This window comes from Alicycliphilus sp. T452 (assembly GCF_054512775.1).
The window spans coordinates 188,215-205,889 of sequence record NZ_JBTNEH010000001.1 but is presented as its reverse complement, the minus strand read 5'-3'; the positions used below and the strand labels follow the sequence as shown (position 1 = coordinate 205,889).

Sequence of the window (17,675 nt, the reverse complement as noted above, 5' to 3'; positions counted from 1 at the left end):
GGTGAGTGCGCGGCGAAACGTTCAAGCGTACACCAAGGTGCCCTCGTCCTCGCCCATCACCACGCGCTTGAGGGCGCCCGGCTTGAGGATGGAGAACACGCGGATCGGCAGCTTCTGGTCGCGGCACAGCGCGAACGCCGTCGCATCCATGATGCCCAGGTTGCGCACCATGGCCTCGTCGAACGTGAGCCGCGCGTAGCGCGTGGCCGTCGGGTCCTTCATGGGATCGGCGGTGTACACGCCATCCACCTTGGTGGCTTTCAGCACCAGCTCGGCGCCGATCTCGGCGCCGCGCAGCGCGGCCGCCGTGTCGGTGGTGAAGAACGGGTTGCCCGTGCCGGCGGCAAACACCACCACCTTGCCCTCTTCCAGGTACTGCAGCGCCTTGGGGCGCACATAGGGCTCGACCACCTGCTGGATGTCGATGGCCGACATCACGCGCGCCGTCACGCCCTGCTTGTTCATGGCGTCGGCCAGGGCCAGGGCGTTCATCACCGTGGCCAGCATGCCCATGTAGTCGGCCGTGGCGCGGTCCATGCCCTCGGCGCCGCCGGCCACGCCGCGAAAGATGTTGCCCCCCCCGATCACCACGGCCACCTGCACGCCCAGGCGGGTGACCTCGACCACCTCCTGGACCATGCGCACGATGGTGGCGCGGTTGATGCCGAACGCGTCCTCACCCATCAACGCCTCGCCAGACAACTTGAGCAGGATGCGCTTGTGGGCTGGTGCGGCGTGGGACATGGGGCGATTCTCCATAAGGCTGGGTGAAAGAGATGAGGCGGGTGCGCGGGCGGTCAGGCGCCCGACTTGGCGGCGGCCACCTGGGCGGCCACTTCGGCGGCGAAGTCGTCGGCCTTCTTCTCGATGCCCTCGCCCACCACGTAGAGGGTGAAGCCCTTCACGGTGGTGTTGGCGGCCTTGAGCATCTGGGCCACGGTCTGCTTGCCGTCGGCGGCCTTCACGAAGACCTGGTCGGCCAGCGACACTTCCTTGAGGTACTTCTGCACCGAGCCTTCCACCATCTTGGCGACGATGTCGGCGGGCTTGCCCGATTCGGCCGCCTTGGCGGTGGCCACGGAGCGCTCGCGCTCGATCAGCTCGGCGGGCACGTCTGCGCTCGTGAGCGCCACGGGCTTCATGGCGGCCACGTGCATGGCCACGTCCTTGGCAGCCGTCGCGTCGCCTTCGTACTCGACGACCACGCCGATGCGCGAGCCGTGCAGGTAGTGGGCCAGGTTGGCGCCGCTGAAGCGCTTGAAGCGGCGGAAGGACATGTTCTCGCCGATCTTGCCGATCAGGCCCTTGCGCACGTCTTCCAGCGTGGGGCCGAAGCCGTCCTGCTCGTAGGCCAGGGCGCCCAGGGCCTCGATGTCGGCGGGGTTGCGCTCGGCCACCAGCTTGGCGGCGGCGCCCGCCATGGCGATGAAGCTGTCGTTCTTGGAAACGAAGTCGGTCTCGCTGTTGACTTCGATCAGCGCGCCCACGTCGCCGCCGATGCTCGCGGCGACCACGCCCTCGGCCGTCACGCGCGAGGCGGCCTTGCCGGCCTTGGTGCCCAGCTTCACGCGCAGCAGCTCTTCGGCCTTGGCCATGTCGCCGCCGGCCTCGGTCAGGGCCTTCTTGCACTCCATCATGGGGGCGTCGGTCTTGCCGCGCAGTTCGGCGACCATGCTTGCGGTAATAGCAGCCATCGGTAATTTCTCCAGTGTTTCAGTTCAGTTCGTTACAGAGATAGGAAGCTAAAAAAAAGGGGGCTCACCAGGGCCCCGCTTTTTTTGCGACGCATCGCGCGGCCCGTTGACTCAGGCGGCGTGCTCGTCCACTTCCACGAATTCGTCGGAGCCTTCGCCGGCGGCGGCCTTGACCACGTCGTTCACGGCGTTGGCGCGGCCTTCGAGGATCGCGTCGGCGATGCCGCGGGCGTACAGCGCCACGGCCTTGGCCGAGTCGTCGTTACCGGGGATCACGTAGTCGATGCCCTCGGGCGAGTGGTTGGAGTCCACCACGCCGATCAGCGGGATGCCCAGCTTCTTGGCTTCGGCCACGGCGATCTTGTGGTAGCCCACGTCGATCACGAAGATGGCGTCGGGCAGCGCATTCATGTCCTGGATGCCGCCGATGTCCTTCTCGAGCTTCTCCAGCTCGCGCGAGAACATGAGCTGCTCCTTCTTGCTCATGGACTCCAGGCCGGCTTCCTGCTGGGCCTTCATGTCCTTGAGGCGCTTGATCGAGGTCTTGACGGTCTTGAAGTTCGTCAGCATGCCGCCCAGCCAGCGCTGGTCCACGTAGGGCACGCCGGCGCGCTGGGCCTGCTCGGCCACCAGCTCGCGGGCCTGGCGCTTGGTGCCCACCATCAGGATGGTGCCGCGGTTGGAGGCCAGCTGCTTGGTGAACTTCTGCGCATCCTGGAACATCGGCAGCGACTTTTCCAGGTTGATGATGTGGATCTTGTTGCGATGGCCGAAGATGAAGGGGGCCATCTTGGGGTTCCAGAAGCGGGTCTGGTGGCCGAAGTGGACACCGGCTTCCAGCATTTCGCGCATGGTGACGGACATGAGGTTTCTCCGAAGGTTGGGTCTAAAATCCGGCCCCAATAATTGCAGCGTGCAACAACGGCAATGCGTTGTTTCTTGCAGGCCGCAACACCTTGAAAGGGCCGGTTTGCGATTTGTTCTGCCGCATGCCTTGCCCCCCAATGGTGGCGCCGCATGATCTGCGATGCCCCGCAGGGCGGGCAGCTCTCAGCAAAACCCAAGGATTCTAGCATATCCCCCATGTTGGCCGACCTCGTCTCCACCCGCAGCCAGGTGGCTGCAGGGCACTCCAGCGCACCTCAGGAACTCGAACGCAGCATCGCCGCCGCCGGGAGCCCCGCCTGCGCCCACGTGTTCCGCCAGACCTGCCACGAGGAGGCCCGCGCCGCGGCCGCCACGCCGGGCGTGGCGCGGCGGCCGCTGGCGGGCCTGGCCGTCTCGGTCAAGGACCTGTTCGACATCCGGGGCATGGTCACGGCCGCCGGCTCCACCGTGCTGGCCGATGCGCCGCCCGCGCCGGCCGACTGCACGGCCGTGGCGCGCCTGCGCCGCGCCGGCGCGGCCATCGTGGGGCACACGCACATGGTGGAGTTCGCCTTCTCCGGCGTGGGCGTGAACCCGCACTTCGGCACGCCCGCCGCGCATGACGGGCGCCACGGCGCCCTGCCAGGGCCGGCGCGCGTGCCGGGTGGCTCGTCCTCGGGCGCCGGGGTGTCGGTGGCCACGGGCGCGGCCTTCATCGCCCTGGGCTCGGACACGGGCGGCTCCATCCGCATACCGGCGGCTCTGGGCGGCGTCGTGGGCTTCAAGAACACCGCGCGCCTCGTGCCCACCGACGGCGCCGTGCCGCTGTCGACCACGCTGGACACGGCCTGCGCGCTCACGCGCTCGGTGCGCGACGCCGTCGTGGCCCACGAGATCCTGGCCGCGCGGCGCGTCACGCGCAGTCCGGCGCCGCTGTCCGCCTGGCGCCTGGCCGTGCCCCGCATGCTGTTCCTGGACGGCATGGACGGCGCCGTCGCCACGGCCTTCGAGCGCACGCTCGCCGCCCTGCGCCGCGCGGGCGCGCGCATCGACGAGATCGCCCTGCCCGAGACCGCAGAGCTGGCCCGGATCAACGCCACCGGCGGCTTCTCCGCCGCCGAGAGCTACGCCTGGCACCGCGCGCTGCTGCAGCGGCATGCCGACGCCTACGACCCGCGCGTGAGGAGCCGCATCGAGCGCGGCGCCGCCATGTCCGCCGCCGACTACATCGACCTGCTGCACGCGCGCCGCGCCTGGATCGCACGCATGGAGACGGCCATGGCCGGCTATGACGCCCTGCTCTCGCCCACCGTGCCCATCGTGGCGCCCACCATCGAATCGGTCGCGCCGGGCGGCGAGCGCGACGCGGAGTTCTTCCGCGTCAACGGCCTGCTGCTGCGCAACACCAGCGTGGTCAACATGCTCGACGGCTGCGCGCTGTCGCTGCCCTGCCACCAGGCCGGCGAGCTGCCCGTGGGCCTGATGGCATGGCATGCCGCGCTGCACGACGACGCGGTGCTGAACATCGGCCTGCTGATCGAACGGGAACTACAAAAACAATAGCTTCCAGCGCTTGCCACATAATCGCAAGAGGCCAATTTCATTTAAAAACTCCATGCAGATAGCGATCGTGGGCGCCGGCATCGTCGGCGCGGCCACCGCCTATGAACTGGCCGCCGACGGCCATGAAGTCACCGTATTCGAGCAGCGCGGCGCCGCCGCGGAGGAGGCCAGCTTCGGCAGCGCCGGCCTGCTCGCCCCCGCGCTGCTCGTGCCCTGGGCGGCGCCCGGCATCGGCGGCGGGCCGCGGCGCCGGGCCTGGGGCGATCCGGCCGCGCCGCGCCTGGCGCGCGGCAGCGGCGCCGCGGGCCTGGCCTGGCGCTGGCGCTGGTCCCAGGCCGGCCGCCGGCCCGAGGCGCCGGCGCTGCTCGCGGCGCTGGAGAGCCTGGGCCGCTACAGCCTGGCGCGCACGCGCGCGCTGGTCCAGCAGCTGGAGGTGGACATCGAATCGAGCCGCGGCACCCTGGTGCTGCTGCGCAGGCCCGAGGACGTGGAACGCGTGCAGCCCGCGCTGCAGGCGCTGCGCGACGCCGGCTGGGCCGTGCGCGACGTGGATGCCGACACCGCCCGCCTCATCGAGCCCGGCCTGTCCGCCGACGCGCCGCTGGCCGGTGCCCTGCACGCGCCCGACGGCGAGGCCGGCAACTGCCGCCTGTTCGCCCAGATCCTGCGCCAAGCGGCCCAGGACCTGGGGGCGCGGTTCGTCTTCGGCGCGCGCGTGCAGGCGCTGGGCAGCGGCCCCTCGGGCCTGCAGGTCGCTGGCGAGGACGCGCCCCGGCGCGCCGACGCCGTGGTGCTGTGCACGGGCCTGGCCAGCACCGCCCTGCTGCGCCCCCTGGTGGGCCTGCGCCTGCCCATGGCGGCCGTGCACGGCTACACCATCAGCGCGCCGCTGCGCGAGGACACCCATGCGCCGCAGGGCGTGGTGATCGACCCGCTGCACCGCATCAGCATCGCCCGCCAGGGCCAGCGCGTGCGCGTGTCCGGCGGCGCGGAACTGGGCCACGCCGGCGGCGCGCACCACGCGCCCACGCTGCAGACCATGTACCTGGCGCTGTCGGGCTGGTTTCCGGGCGGCGCGCTCACCTCGTCGCCCCAGGTGCGGGTCTGGCGCGGCGCCCGCCCCACGCTGCCCGACGGCGCGCCCGTGATCGGCGCCAGCGGCCGCAGCGGCCTGTGGATCAACGCCGGCCACGGCGCCTGCGGCTGGGCCCAGGCCTGCGGCAGCGCGCGCGCCCTGGCCGACCTGATCGCGGGGCGCGCACCCGACATCGACCTGCAGCCCTTCGGCATCCAGCGCTTTTAGATCTGGATCAACTGCACGCGGCGCCACAATGCGCCCATGCAGCGCATTTCGACCGTCCATCCCCACGCCCTGTTCGACACTGCGGCAACGCGCCGCATTGAGGCCGCGGCCGCCGCGGCCCTGCCGCCGCACACGCTGATGCAGCGCGCGGGCCGCGCCACCGCCCGGCTGGCCCTGGCCCTGGCGCCGCACGCGCGCACCATCTGGATCGCCTGCGGCGGCGGCAACAACGGCGGCGACGGGCTGGAGGCCGCCATGCTGCTGCAGCGCGGCGGCCATCCCGTGGTCGTCACCTGGCTGGGCACGCCCGACGCTCTGCCGGCCGATGCGCGCCGATCCTGGCAGCGCGCGCGCGAGGCGGGCGTGCGCTTTGCCGACGCGCCGCCGCCGCTCGGCCCGCAGGACCTGTGCGTGGACGCGCTGCTCGGCATAGGCCTCACGGCGCAGGCACGCCCCCAGGCGCCCGACCCGCGCCTGACCGCGTGGCTGGCGCAAATGCACGCCAGCCTCGCGCCCACGCTGTGCGTGGACCTGCCCTCGGGCCTGATCGCGGACACGGGCCAGTTCGCGCCCGGGCTCGCCCCCGCGGCGGCCGGCGCCCCCGCCGCCGCGCGCCACACGCTGGCCCTGCTCACGCTCAAGAGCGGCCTGTTCACCGGCCATGGGCGCGACGCGGCGGGCAGCGTCTGGTTCGACGACCTGGGCGTGGCCGCGCCCGCCGAGGCGCCCGGCGCCTGGCTCGCGGGGCCGCCGCCGGCCGCGACGCGCGCCCATGCCAGCCACAAGGGCAGCTACGGCGACGTGGCCATCGTCGGCGGCGAGGGCCTGGCCGCGCGCGGCATGGGCATGACGGGCGCGGCCCTGCTGGCCGCCGGCGCGGCCCTGCACGGCGGCGCCGGGCGCGTGATGGTGGCCCTGCTGGACGGCGGCGCCGCCACCGCCCTGCCCCAGTGGCCCGAGCTCATGCTGCGCCGCTTCGACGCGCTGGCGCTGCAAAACGGCACCGTGGTCTGCGGCTGCGGCGGCGGCGCGGCCGTGGCCGCCGTGCTGCCCCAGGTGCTGCGCGAGGCGCGGCGCCTGGTGCTGGACGCCGACGCGCTCAACGCCATCGCCGCCGACCCGCAGCTGCAGCTGCTGCTGCGCGAGCGCGCACTGCGCCCGGAGAGCGCCACCGTGCTCACGCCCCACCCGCTGGAGGCCGCGCGCCTGCTGGCCTGCGACACGGCCGCCGTGCAGGCAGACCGCCTGGCCGCCGCCCGCGCGCTGGCCGGCCGGTTCGGCTGCACCGCGCTGCTCAAGGGCTCGGGCAGCGTGGTCGCCACGCCGGGCCAGCCGCCGCGCATCAACCCCACGGGCAACGCGCTGCTGGCCACGGGCGGCACGGGCGACGTGCTGGCCGGCCTCGTGGGTGCCCGCCTGGCCGCCGCGGCCCAGGCCGATGCCGCGGCCGCATTCGACGCCGCCAGCCACGCCTGCTGGCTGCACGGCGCTGCGGCGGACCAATGGCCCCGGGGGCGCGCGCTGACGGCATCGGCGCTGGCGCAGGCCCTGGCATGAAGACGATCGCAGGAGACCACGCCATGCAGCACCCCGGCACCGCCCAGATCCGCGCCCGCCGCGCCGCCTTCCGCCAACGACACGCGGCGGGCTGCTTCGCCATTCCCAACCCTTGGGACGCGGGCTCGGCCCGCTGGCTGGCGGGCCTGGGCTTCGCGGCGCTGGCCACGACCAGCTCAGGCCTGGCCTGGTCGCGCGGCCTGCCCGACGGGAAGATGACGCTCGCGCAGGTGCTGGCGCACCTGCGCGAGATGGTGGCGGCCACCGACCTGCCCGTGAACGCGGACTTCGAACATGGCTTCGCCCAGGACGCCGAGGGCGTGGCGCACAACGTGCGGCAGGCCATCGCCACCGGCGTGGCGGGGCTGTCGATCGAGGACTCCACGGGCGACCCGGCCGCGCCGCTGCTGCCCCTGGATGAGGCGGTGGCGCGCATGCGCGCGGCGCGCGCGGCCATCGACGCATCGGGCGAGGACGTGATGCTGGTCGGCCGCGCCGAAAACTTCTTCGTGGGCCGCCCCGACCTCGACGACGCCATTGCCCGCCTGCGCGCCTATGCCGAGGCCGGCGCCGACTGCCTGTACGCGCCCGGCATCGCCACGCGCGAGCAGATCGCGGCCGTGGTGGCGGCGGTGGCGCCCAGACCGGTGAACGTGCTCGTGGGCGCGGCCGGCGCGCTGACGATGCAGGACCTGGCTGCGCTGGGCGTGCGCCGCGTGAGCGTGGGCGGCGCGCTGGCGCGCGCGGCCTGGGGCGGCTTCGACCGCGCCGCGCGCCTGCTGGCCACCCAGGGACGCTTCGACGGCTTTGCCGGCGCGCTGCCGGGCAAGGAGCTCAATCAGTTCTTCGGCGCCTGAACGGCGGGCGCGCCACCGCTTTCGATGACGGCGATGCGGCGCCGGAGTGCATCGGCCAGCGCCGCGTCGCCCGCGGCCTGCGCCCGCTGCGCGCGCAGCAGCAGCCAGGCCAGCAGCGGGCGGCGCCAGCCTTGGGCCGCGGCCGTGTCGCTGGCCAGCACCAGCAGCTGCGGCGTGGCGCGGCCCGACTGCATGGCGGCGCCGGCCGCCACCAGGCGCGCGAGCGGGTCGGAAATGGCGGCGATGGCATCCACGCTCGCGGCCGCGGCGCGCTGCGCCGGGGGCAGCAGCGCGGCCTGGGCCGGCGTGGCGCGGCCGGCCAGGTAGTCGGCGTAGGCCAGCTCGGGCGGCGCGGCGTCGGGGCGCAGCGGCTCGAAGGCCGGGCACGCACCGCCCTCCAGGCTGGCCGCCTGGGCCGCGCAGCGCATGAGCTCCACGCGCGCCAGCAGTTGGGGGCGGCCCGTGCGCGCCACCTCGGCGCGGGCGCGGGCCCATTCCTGCTGCGCCACGCGGTCTTCGCCCGCGAGATAGGCCGCGGTGGCACGCTCGGCCGCGCCGTGGGCGTTCATCTGCCAGTCGGGCGCGGGCGGCCGGCTGCCGCAGGCGGTCAACAAAGCCGCCAGCAGGACGGCCAGAAACACAGCGCATGAAACTGGCGCGCCCGAGGCGAGGACAGACGCGCAAGGGCCGCCCCGCCGCGCTGGCTGCGTCCCCCTGCCCGGCGAAGCCGAGAGCGGGGGGAAGGCGCGAAGCGACTCAGGGGGGTGTTGTTTCATGGCAGTTGCAGCTCCGTCTCGCGCGCGAAGGGCCATTTGCGGTTGATCTCGTTGACCAGGCCGTCCACCTTGCGCAGGCTGCCCTCCACCTGGGCGCGCAGCGCGCCCAGGTCGGTCGTGGCCTCGCGCGCGTTGGCGCCCACGGCCTGGGCCTCGGCCAGCACGGCGTCCACGCGCAGCAGGCTCTGGCGCGCGTCCTGCAGCAGGCCGTTCATCTGCACCACGGCGGCGCGCAGCTCGGGCACCAGGCCGGGCGCGCCCGCCGCGCCGAAGACCTGCTGGTCGGCCCGGGCCGCCATGGCGTCGATGCGCGCGAGCAGCTGGTTGGTGCGCTCCAGCGTCTGCAGCACCTTGCGCGCGTCGGCCTCGTTGCCCATCAGCACGCCCAGCGCCCCGCCCGGCGCGTTCATGCGCTCGCTCAGCTGGCGCACCTGGGCCAGCGTGGCGCCCAGCGCCGATTCCTGCGCGGTGAGCTGCTGCAGGTTGTCGAGCAGCTGGCGCGCCGTGGCCATGAGCTGCGGGATCTCGGCGGTGGCGTCGCCGCGCAGCACCGGGCGCTCGGCCCCGGCAGCGAGCGGCGGGTCGGTCAGCACGCCGCTGTAGGCCTTGATGGCCGTGCCGCCGACCAGGCCGCGCACCAGCGTGAACACGCTGGACTCGCGCAGCCAGTGCGCGTCGCGCTGGGCCACGTCGACCAGGATGCGCACGTTGCCGTCGCCCGCCAGTTCGATGCGCCGCACGCGGCCGATGGGAAAGCCCGAGAAGGTCATGTCCATGCCGACCGAGACGCCCTCGGAGTCGTCGGTGGTCAGCACCAGGGGCTGGGTGGGCTCGAACGCGCCGCGCGCATACAGCAGGTAGAGCACCGAGCCCACGATCAGCGCGAGCGTGAGCAGCAGCAGCGCCGCCGCCTTCAGGCGCAGATGGGCCACGGGGCGCAGCAGCTCCTCGGGCGCGGGGGGTGGCAGGGGTTCGTTCATGTGGGTCCGGTCGGGATTTCAGTAGTAGTTGCCCATCAGCGATACCGCCTCGATCAGCAGCAGCACGGCGAACATGCGCGCCAGGCCGCCCTGCCCGGTCTGGTCCTGCCGATCCCGTGCGGTGCCGGAGTGCGGCGGGTACAGGCCCGAGGCCATGGGGATCAGCGCCACCGCCAGGCTGAACAGCAGGGTCTTGAGCGCGAACACCAGCGTGATCGAGGGCGTGAACACCTGGCCGAACATGCGCGTGTACGCGGGCAGGCCCGCGGTGTTGAACCCATACACGCCCAGGTAGGCCATGACCAGCGCCACCACGCACGACAGCGCCGCCAGCGTGACGCTGGCATGCACGCCCGCGAGCACGCGCGGCAGCAGCTCCATGCGCACCGGGTCGGCGCCACGCTCGCGCAGCGCCTGCAGCCGGCCCGCCTGGCGCAGCCGCGCCAGCTGCACGCCGCTGGGAATGGTGGTGCGCATGGCCACGAACAGCGCGGCGGTCAGCGGGATCAGCTCCAGCACCAGCACGCGGACCACCATCTCCAGCGCATAGCGCGTCAGGCCGTAGCTGAGGGCGGTGACGACCACGATGTGGGTGATGACCAGGCTCAGGAGCGCCGCCAGCGCCGTGAAGCCCAGCAGGATGGGTGCCGTGTCCGCCAGCATCTGGCGCGCCAGGCGCTCGCGCGCGGCGGGCCGGTAGCTCGACGGCGACAGCAGCAGTACCAGCACCACCGCGCCCAGGTCGATGATGCGCCACCAGGCCAGGGCCCAGCGCACGGCCAGCGCCCAGGCGCGCCGGGGCAGGTGGGCGGGGTGCGGGCCGGTGGTCATGGGGCCATCATAGGGGAACATGCCGTATTTCAAGTAACAAATTGGGCTGCAGCGCCCTATGGACAAGCGCAGGCAGCTATCACTTGCATAGTGAAGCGGGTCACACGTGGCGCCTGGCCAGCGGCGCGGGCGCCGGCACGGGCTCGGCGTCGGCGCGCTCGTGCAGCGCCTCGATCACGTGGCAGTGCCCGCCCGTGCCGTCGCAGCGTTCGCGCAGCGCCAGCAGCTCCTGCTCCAGCGTGCGCAGCTCGGCCAGGCGCGTGCGCACGTGGTCCAGGTGCTCGTCCAGTGTGGCGCAGGCGGCATGGTCGGCCGTGGGCGCCGCCACGTCCAGGGCCAGCAGCGTGCGCACCTCGTCGAGCGACATGTCCATGGCCCGGCACAGCCGCACGAAGCGCAGGCGGTGCACCTCCTCGTCGCTGTAGAGGCGGTAGCGGTTGTCGGCGCGCGCCTGCGCCGGCAGCAGGCCTTCCCTTTCGTAATAGCGGATGTTGGCCGGCGGCACGCCCGAGAGCCTGGCGGCATCGCCGATGCGGTGGCGGGGGCTTTTCTTGAGCATGGCTTGACCTTCAAGTGGCTTCAGGGTTTTCAATCATGGCATGAGTCACAGCCACACCTCCCATACCCACGCCCACGCGCACCCCCATTCCCCCGGCCCGGACGCGGCGGCCCTGCCGTCCCTGGATGCGCCTACCGGCTGCAGCGGCTGTGCCTGCGGCCACGGCGCACAGGCCGGCGACGGGCACGACCACGGCGCGCTGCCCGGCTGGCCGCGCATCGCCGCGGCCCTGGCCCTGGCCGCCGGCGCGGAAGGCGCGCACTGGCTGCAGCAGGACATGGCGGGCATGGCGCTGGCCGTGGCGGCCGTCGCGCTGGCCGGCCTGGGCGTGTACAGGAGCGGGCTGAAGGACCTGGCGCGGCTGCGCCTGGGCATCCACGCGCTCATGGCCGTGGCCGTGACCGGCGCCTTCCTCATCGGCCAATGGCCCGAGGCGGCCATGGTCATGGCCCTGTACGTGGCGGCCGAGCGCATCGAGGACGGCGCCATGGACCGCGCGCGCCACGCCATCCGCGGCCTGCTGCAGCTCGCGCCCCCGACGGCCGACGTGGTCCAGGCCGACGGGAGCGCGCAGCGCCTGCCCGTGGCCCAGGTGCCGCTGGGCGCCACCGTGCGCATCGCGCCCGGCGCCCACGTGCCGCTGGACGGCACGGTCACGCACGGCAGCAGCGCCGTGAACCAGGCCCCCATCACCGGCGAAAGCCAGCTGGCCGACAAGGCTGCGGGCGACCCGCTCTACGCCGGCAGCGTGAACCAGCACGGCGAACTGCTGATGCGGGTGACCGCCGAGCCCGCCGGCACGCTGCTCGCGCGCATCGTGCGCGCCGTGGAGCAGGCGCAGGCCGGCAAGGCGCCCATCCAGCGCTTCGTGGACCGCTTCGCCGCCGTGTACACGCCCATCGTGTTCGCGCTGGCCGTGCTGCTGGCGCTGCTGGCCCCGCCGCTCATGGGCTGGAGCTGGACCCAGGCCGTCTACCAGGCGCTGGCGCTGCTGGTCATCGCCTGCCCCTGCGCGCTCGTCATCTCCACGCCGGTCACGGTGGTCAGCGCGCTCACGGCGGCGGCGCGCCGCGGCATCCTCATCAAGGGCGGCGGCGTGCTGGAGTCGGCGCGCGGCCTGCGCGCCCTGGCGCTGGACAAGACCGGCACGCTGACCACGGGCAGCCCCACGCTGGTGCACTGGCAGGCGCTGGACGGCGCCGATGCAGGCGCCGCCGCGTCCGCGGCCTGGCAGCTGGCCAGCCGCTCCGAGCACCCCGTGTCGCGCGCCATCGCCGCCGGCCTGCCCACGGCCGGGGCCAACGGCGTGCAGCAGCTGCAGGCCCTGCCCGGGCTCGGCGTGCAGGCCGAGATCGGCGGCCGGCGCTGGCTGCTGGGCAACCTGCGCCTGATGCGCGAGCAGGGCCTGGTGGATGCCGCGCTGGAGGACACCCTGGCGCAGCACGAGCGGCAGGGCCGCAGCGTGACCCTGCTGGCCGACGGCCAGGGCGTGCGCGCCCTGTTCGCCGTGGCCGACCCGCTGCGCGCCCAGGCGCGCCCGGCCATGGAGCAGCTGCGCGCGCTGGGCGTGCACCCGGTGGTCCTCAGCGGCGACAACCCCGCCACCGCCCAGGCCATCGCGGCCGAGGCCGGCATCGAGGATGCGCGCGGCGGCCTGCTGCCGCAGGACAAGCTCGACGCGCTGGCCGCGCTGCAGCGCAGCCACGGCCCCACGGCCATGGCCGGGGACGGCATCAACGACGCCCCGGCCCTGGCCCAGGCCGACCTGGGCTTCGCCATGGGCGGCGCGCACAGCACGGGCATGGCCATGGAGACGGCCGGCGTGGTGTTGATGAACGACGACCTGCGCCGCATCCCCGACACCGTGCTCCTGGCGCGCCGCGCCCACCGCGTGCTGTGGCAGAACATCACGCTGGCGCTGGGCATCAAGGCCGCGTTCTGCGTGCTCGCACTGCTGGGCCAGGCAAGCATGTGGATGGCGGTGGCGGCCGACATGGGCGTGAGCCTGCTGGTGGTGGCCAACGGGCTGCGCCTGCGCCGCTGGCCGGCGGCAGAAAAATAGGTCAGAACTGCCTGCAGCGCCCACCCGGCAAGCGCTGGCCACTCTCTTTTCGAGAGTACGGGAATGTGGCGCATTGACGCAGCGCAAGGCGTGCGGGCCCCGGCCATGGTCCAATCGCGCCCCGCCGCAGCAGCCTCTCGCCCCATGTCCGCCCCCGCACTCCCGGTCCCCGCCGCCATGCTTTCCCACACGCGCACCGAAGACGCCGTGGCCATCGCCACGGGCGTGACCCTGGTCTCGGTGGGCGTGGCCTTCGTCGCCAGCGCGGGCCTGCTCACGGGCGGCATCACCGGCCTGGCCTTCGTGCTGCACTACGCCACGGGCATCGGCCTGGGCAAGCTGTTCTTCGTGCTCAACCTGCCCTTCTACTGGCTGGCGCTGCGCAAGCTGGGGCTGGCGTTCACGCTCAAGACCTTCGTGGCGGTGCTGCTGCTGTCGGCCCTGACCGAGCTGCAGTCGCGGCTGCTGCAGATCACCCAGCCGCAGCCGCTGTACGCCGCCGTCACGGGCGGGCTCATCATGGGCATAGGCTTCCTGGTGCTGTTCCGCCACCGCTGCAGCCTGGGCGGCCTGGGGATACTGGCGCTGTACCTGCAGGACCGCTTCGGCTGGCGCGCCGGCAAGGTGCAGATGGCCGTGGACTGCTGCATCCTGCTGGCGGCCCTGGCCACGGTGGAGCCGATGCGCGTGCTGTGGTCGGTGATCGGCGCCGTGGCGCTGAACCTGGTGCTGGCCATGAACCACCGGCCCGGGCGCTACATCGGAGCCTGACCGCTATCATCGGCTCCATGCGCCGCTGCACCTCCATCCTCCTGGCCATCCTGCTGGTCCTGCGGGTCCTGCTGGGCGACGCCATGGCCATGGGCGTAGCGCCGCAGCCCGCGCCGCACATGGCGGCGGACGTGGCCCACGCCGCCAGCCATGGCGCGCACGGCGGGCAGGACTGCTGCAGCCCCGCGGGCGGCGAGCATGCCCAGCACCAGGCCGACTGCACGGCCTGCGGCGCCTGCCACTCGGCGCTCGGCATCCCGGCGTGGATGCCCGCAGCCCCGGCCCCACTGGGCGGCGCCCCGCTCCCGCAGCGCGACGCGCGCTTTGCCAGCGCCCCGGCCGCGCAGGCCATCAAGCCGCCCATCGCCTGAGCCTTGACACCCAAGGTGCGTCCGCCGCAGGACGCACGCCCCCGGCCGGCGCGCGCCATGGCGCCGCGGCCATGCGCCTCGACCCATTCAAGAATTCCGCATGAAAACCATCAAATTCATAGCTGCTTGCGCTTTACTGGCAAGCACAAGCCACGTTTTTTCCCATGAAAACGCCAGCCATGGCAGCCACGCCGCCCCCGCGCCGCAGCAGCAGGCCTGGGGCATCGCCGGCCAAGCCGCCAAGGCCAGCCGCACCATCACGCTGCGCATGACGGACGACATGCGCTTCACCCCCGCGCACTTCAGCGTGAAACAGGGCGAGACCGTGCGCCTGCGCGTGGAGAACAAGGGCCAAGTGCTGCACGAGGTGGTGCTGGGCACGCAGGCCAGCCTGGCCGGGCATGCCGCCATGATGCGCGAGCACCCCGGCATGGCGCATGCCGAGGCGCACATGGCCCACGTGGCGCCGGGCGGCGCGCAGGACCTCGTCTGGCGCTTCAACCGCGCCGGCAGCTTCGACTTCGCCTGCCTGGTCGCCGGCCACTTCGAGGCCGGCATGCGCGGCACCTTCACCGTCACGCCTTGACCCCCTTTTCTCTGGAGATCGCACCATGCACGACACCCACCGCCGCCGATGGCTGACGGCCATCGCCGCCGCCGCAGCCTGCACCGCCCTGCCCGCCATCGCCAGCAACGCCACGGCCGTCGAGGTCTGGAAAGACCCCAGCTGCGGCTGCTGCCAGGACTGGATAGACCACATGCAGGCCAACGGCTTCGCCGTCACCACGCACGAGAGCGGCAACGCCGCCGTGCGCGCCAGGCTGGGCCTGCCCCAGCGCCTGGGCTCGTGCCACACGGCCCTCGTGGGCGGCTACCTGCTGGAGGGCCACGTGCCCGCCGCCGACGTGCGCAAGCTGCTCAAGGAAAAGCCCAAGGCCCTGGGCCTGGCCGTGCCCGGCATGCCCGTGGGCAGCCCCGGCATGGACGGCCCCGCATACAACGGCCGCAAGGACCCCTACGACGTGCTGCTGGTGAGCAGGAACCTCATGAACAGCGACGTGTCCACGCGCGTGTTCACCAGCTACCGCTGATGCGGCGGGGCCGGGCCGGGGCTCCATAATCGGCGCCCATGCAAGCCCTCTCCCCGCACGGCGCCGGCGGCGCCATCACCGACGTGGCCGGCATCATGGTCGGCCACCACAGCGACACCCGCCGCCCCACGGGCTGCACCGTGGTCATCGCCCCGGGCGGCGCCGTGGCGGGCGTGGACGTGCGCGGCGCGGCGCCCGGCACGCGCGAGACCGACCTGCTCGCGCCCGGCAACCTGGTGCAGCAGGTGCATGCCGTCATGCTCGCGGGCGGCAGCGCCTGGGGCCTGGACGCGGCCAGCGGCGCCGTGCGCTGGCTGGAGGAGCAAGGCATAGGCCTGGACGTGGGCGTGGGCCGCCTGCCCCTGGTGCCCGCAGCCGTGCTGTTCGACCTGCACGTGGGCGACATGAAGATCCGCCCCGACGCCGCGGCAGGCTACGCCGCCTGCGCCGCCGCCAGCGGCCGCCCGCCCGCCGAGGGCAACGTGGGCGCAGGCAGCGGCGCCGTGGTCGGCAAGACCTTCGGCATGCAGCACGCCATGAAGGGCGGCGTGGGCACGGCCTCGGTCACCGTGGACGGCGTGACGGTGGGCGCGCTCATCGCCTGCAACGCCGTGGGCGACGTGGTGGACCCCGACACCGGCCTGCCCCTGGCCGGCGCGCGCACCGCAGATGGCAGCGCCCTGCGCGACGCGCGGCGCGCCCTGCTGCGCGGCGAGCCGCCGCACCAGCTGCTGGCGGGCGGCAACACCACCATCGGCGTGATCGCCACCGACGCACAGCTCACCAAGGTGCAGGCCCAGCGCCTGGCCGTGGCCGGGCACGACGGCCTGGCGCGCGCCATCAACCCCGTGCACACCATGAGCGACGGCGACACGCTGTTCGCCCTGGCCACCGGCGTGCACGCGCGCCACCCCGGCATGCTGGTGCTGGCCACCATGGCCGCCGAGGCCGTGGCCCGCGCCACCGTGCGCGCCGTGCTGGCCGCGCGCACGCTGGCCACGCCCGACGGCCTGGTGCTGCCCTGCCACGCCGACCTGGCCGCGAAGGAGTAGGCCATGGGACAGATGCCGCGCCGCCTGCGCACGCTGCTGCTGTCGCTGCGCGACCTGCTGCTGTCGGCCGGGCCGCTGGCCGTGCTGGGCGTGGGCCTGGTGGTGCTGGCCTTCCAGTGGCTCAAGCCCACGCCGCCGCACCAAGTGACGCTGGCCACCGGCCCCGCGCAAAGCGCCTACGAGGCCTTCGGCAAGCGCTACCAGGAGGCCCTGGCGGCCAACGGCTTCGAAGTCATCCTGCTGGAGAGCGACGGTTCCTCGTCCAACCTGCAGCTGCTGCGCGAGGGGCGCGCCGACCTGGCCTTCGTGCAGGGTGGCACGGGCGAACTGCATCCCGAGGACGGCGACGAACTGGTTTCGCTGGGCAGCCTGTTCGTGGAGCCGATCTGGCTCTTCTACCGCAGCGACATGGCGCGGCGCGTGCACGGCACGGCGCGGCTCGACGGCCTGCACCAGCTGCGCGGCCTGCGCGTGAACGTGGGCTCGCCCGGCAGCGGCGTGCCCACGCTGATGGAGCGGCTGCTGGAAGCCAACCGCGTGCCCGCCGACGCATTGACGCTCACGCGGCTGAATCCGACCCCAGCCACGGTGGAGCTGCTGGACGGCCGGCTGGACGCGCTGGTGTTCGTATCGGCGCCCGAATCGCCCCTGGTGCAGATGCTGCTGCAGACGCCCGGCATACAGCTGATGGGCTTTGCGCAGAACGAGGCCTATGCCCGGCGCTTCCCCTTCCTCACGCCCGTCACGCTGCCGCGCGGCGTGGTCGATCTGGCGGCCAACGTGCCGCCGCGCGACGTACGGCTGGCGGCCTCCACCACCTCGCTGCTGGCGCGTGACGCCACCCACCCCGCCCTGCTGCAGCTGTTTGCGCAAAACGCGCAGACCATCCACGGCGGCGCGGGCTGGTTCAACCGCGCGCGCGAGTTCCCGAGCACGCGCCACGCCGAGCTGCCGATCGCCAAGGAGGGCGAGCGCGCCATCAACGAGCCCACGCCGCTCATGCAGCGCTACCTGCCGTTCTGGATCGCCAACCTGATCGAGCGCATGTGGCTGGTGCTGGGCATCCTGCTGGCCGTGATGCTGCCGCTGTCGCGCGTGGTGCCGCCGCTGTACCAGCTGCGCGTGCGCTCGCGCGTGTTCCGCTGGTACGGGCACCTGCGCGAGATCGAGGACGACATGGAGGCCGGCCGCGCCACGCCCGAGGAGCTGCGCGAGCGCCTCACGCGCCTGGAGCGCCGGGTGGAAAAAGTGAGCGTGCCGCTGTCCTACGCGGACGAGCTGTACGCGCTGCGCAACCACATCCAGTTGGTGCGCAGACGCGTGCCCAGCGCCTGAAGGCCG

The 17,675-nt window shown here is 73.2% G+C and carries 18 protein-coding genes; 11 read left to right on the top strand and 7 right to left on the bottom strand.

Annotated elements, in window-relative coordinates; genetic code table 11:
• Window positions 1–21 precede the first annotated feature (21 nt).
• The 3 genes from pyrH to rpsB all read right to left on the bottom strand — a co-directional run bounded on the left by pyrH (window position 22) and on the right by rpsB (window position 2,558).
• Entirely contained in the window at window positions 22–744 is a 723-nt protein-coding gene (gene pyrH, locus ACX12L_RS00960; protein WP_459260887.1) for a UMP kinase, read from the bottom strand.
• Between the two features lie 53 nt (window positions 745–797).
• A complete protein-coding gene (tsf, locus tag ACX12L_RS00955) occupies window positions 798–1,694 on the bottom strand; it encodes a translation elongation factor Ts (protein WP_459260886.1) in 897 nt (298 codons plus the stop codon).
• A gap of 111 nt (window positions 1,695–1,805) precedes the next feature.
• Window positions 1,806–2,558 carry a 30S ribosomal protein S2 gene (gene rpsB, locus ACX12L_RS00950; protein WP_459260885.1) on the bottom strand — a complete coding sequence of 251 codons (753 nt, stop codon included), beginning with the start codon at window positions 2,556–2,558 and terminating at the stop codon, window positions 1,806–1,808.
• A 219-nt stretch (window positions 2,559–2,777) separates the two neighbouring features.
• On the opposite strand from rpsB, the gene ACX12L_RS00945 reads away from it, so the two are divergent.
• Genes ACX12L_RS00945 through ACX12L_RS00930 form a run of 4 tightly spaced genes read left to right on the top strand, consistent with a single transcriptional unit; the run spans window position 2,778 to window position 7,841 of the window.
• Window positions 2,778–4,124 carry an amidase gene (locus tag ACX12L_RS00945; protein WP_459260884.1) on the top strand — a complete coding sequence of 449 codons (1,347 nt, stop codon included), beginning with the start codon at window positions 2,778–2,780 and terminating at the stop codon, window positions 4,122–4,124.
• A 52-nt stretch (window positions 4,125–4,176) separates the two neighbouring features.
• Complete coding sequence (locus ACX12L_RS00940) at window positions 4,177–5,427, top strand: FAD-dependent oxidoreductase (RefSeq protein ID WP_459260883.1); 1,251 nt, start codon at window positions 4,177–4,179, stop codon at window positions 5,425–5,427.
• Between the two features lie 36 nt (window positions 5,428–5,463).
• Window positions 5,464–6,984 carry an NAD(P)H-hydrate dehydratase gene (locus ACX12L_RS00935; RefSeq protein ID WP_459260882.1) on the top strand — a complete coding sequence of 507 codons (1,521 nt, stop codon included), beginning with the start codon at window positions 5,464–5,466 and terminating at the stop codon, window positions 6,982–6,984.
• 23 nt (window positions 6,985–7,007) lie between these two features.
• Entirely contained in the window at window positions 7,008–7,841 is an 834-nt protein-coding gene (locus ACX12L_RS00930; protein WP_459260990.1) for an isocitrate lyase/PEP mutase family protein, read from the top strand.
• Here ACX12L_RS00930 and ACX12L_RS00925 read toward each other — a convergent pair.
• The 4 genes from ACX12L_RS00925 to ACX12L_RS00910 all read right to left on the bottom strand — a co-directional run bounded on the left by ACX12L_RS00925 (window position 7,823) and on the right by ACX12L_RS00910 (window position 10,987).
• Window positions 7,823–8,482, bottom strand: a complete 660-nt coding sequence (locus ACX12L_RS00925) for a hypothetical protein (protein ID WP_459260881.1) — start codon at window positions 8,480–8,482, stop codon at window positions 7,823–7,825. The genes ACX12L_RS00930 and ACX12L_RS00925 overlap by 19 nt on opposite strands.
• A gap of 131 nt (window positions 8,483–8,613) precedes the next feature.
• The gene (locus ACX12L_RS00920) at window positions 8,614–9,597 is read right to left on the bottom strand and encodes an MlaD family protein (protein WP_459260880.1); all 984 of its coding nucleotides are present in this window, start codon (window positions 9,595–9,597) and stop codon (window positions 8,614–8,616) included.
• 18 nt (window positions 9,598–9,615) lie between these two features.
• Window positions 9,616–10,449 carry an MlaE family ABC transporter permease gene (locus ACX12L_RS00915; RefSeq protein ID WP_459260879.1) on the bottom strand — a complete coding sequence of 278 codons (834 nt, stop codon included), beginning with the start codon at window positions 10,447–10,449 and terminating at the stop codon, window positions 9,616–9,618.
• A 79-nt stretch (window positions 10,450–10,528) separates the two neighbouring features.
• Complete coding sequence (locus ACX12L_RS00910; protein ID WP_459260878.1) at window positions 10,529–10,987, bottom strand: Cd(II)/Pb(II)-responsive transcriptional regulator; 459 nt, start codon at window positions 10,985–10,987, stop codon at window positions 10,529–10,531.
• Between the two features lie 40 nt (window positions 10,988–11,027).
• Between ACX12L_RS00910 and ACX12L_RS00905 the strand changes: the two genes are divergently transcribed.
• The 7 genes from ACX12L_RS00905 (at window position 11,028) to ACX12L_RS00875 (ending at window position 17,669) form a co-directional block, all read left to right on the top strand.
• On the top strand, window positions 11,028–13,049 hold the full coding sequence (locus ACX12L_RS00905) for a heavy metal translocating P-type ATPase (RefSeq protein ID WP_459260877.1): 2,022 nt from the start codon (window positions 11,028–11,030) through the stop codon (window positions 13,047–13,049).
• A gap of 144 nt (window positions 13,050–13,193) precedes the next feature.
• A complete protein-coding gene (locus ACX12L_RS00900) occupies window positions 13,194–13,820 on the top strand; it encodes a YitT family protein (protein ID WP_459260876.1) in 627 nt (208 codons plus the stop codon).
• Window positions 13,821–13,837: 17 nt separating this feature from the next.
• Window positions 13,838–14,191 (top strand): hypothetical protein, encoded by a 354-nt coding sequence (locus ACX12L_RS00895; RefSeq protein WP_459260875.1) that lies wholly within the window; start codon window positions 13,838–13,840, stop codon window positions 14,189–14,191.
• 100 nt (window positions 14,192–14,291) lie between these two features.
• Entirely contained in the window at window positions 14,292–14,777 is a 486-nt protein-coding gene (locus ACX12L_RS00890; RefSeq protein ID WP_459260874.1) for a cupredoxin domain-containing protein, read from the top strand.
• Between the two features lie 25 nt (window positions 14,778–14,802).
• The gene (locus ACX12L_RS00885) at window positions 14,803–15,282 is read left to right on the top strand and encodes a DUF411 domain-containing protein (protein WP_459260873.1); all 480 of its coding nucleotides are present in this window, start codon (window positions 14,803–14,805) and stop codon (window positions 15,280–15,282) included.
• A 38-nt stretch (window positions 15,283–15,320) separates the two neighbouring features.
• A complete protein-coding gene (locus tag ACX12L_RS00880) occupies window positions 15,321–16,334 on the top strand; it encodes a P1 family peptidase (protein ID WP_459260872.1) in 1,014 nt (337 codons plus the stop codon).
• 3 nt (window positions 16,335–16,337) lie between these two features.
• The gene (locus tag ACX12L_RS00875) at window positions 16,338–17,669 is read left to right on the top strand and encodes a TAXI family TRAP transporter solute-binding subunit (RefSeq protein ID WP_459260871.1); all 1,332 of its coding nucleotides are present in this window, start codon (window positions 16,338–16,340) and stop codon (window positions 17,667–17,669) included.
• Window positions 17,670–17,675 lie beyond the last annotated feature (6 nt).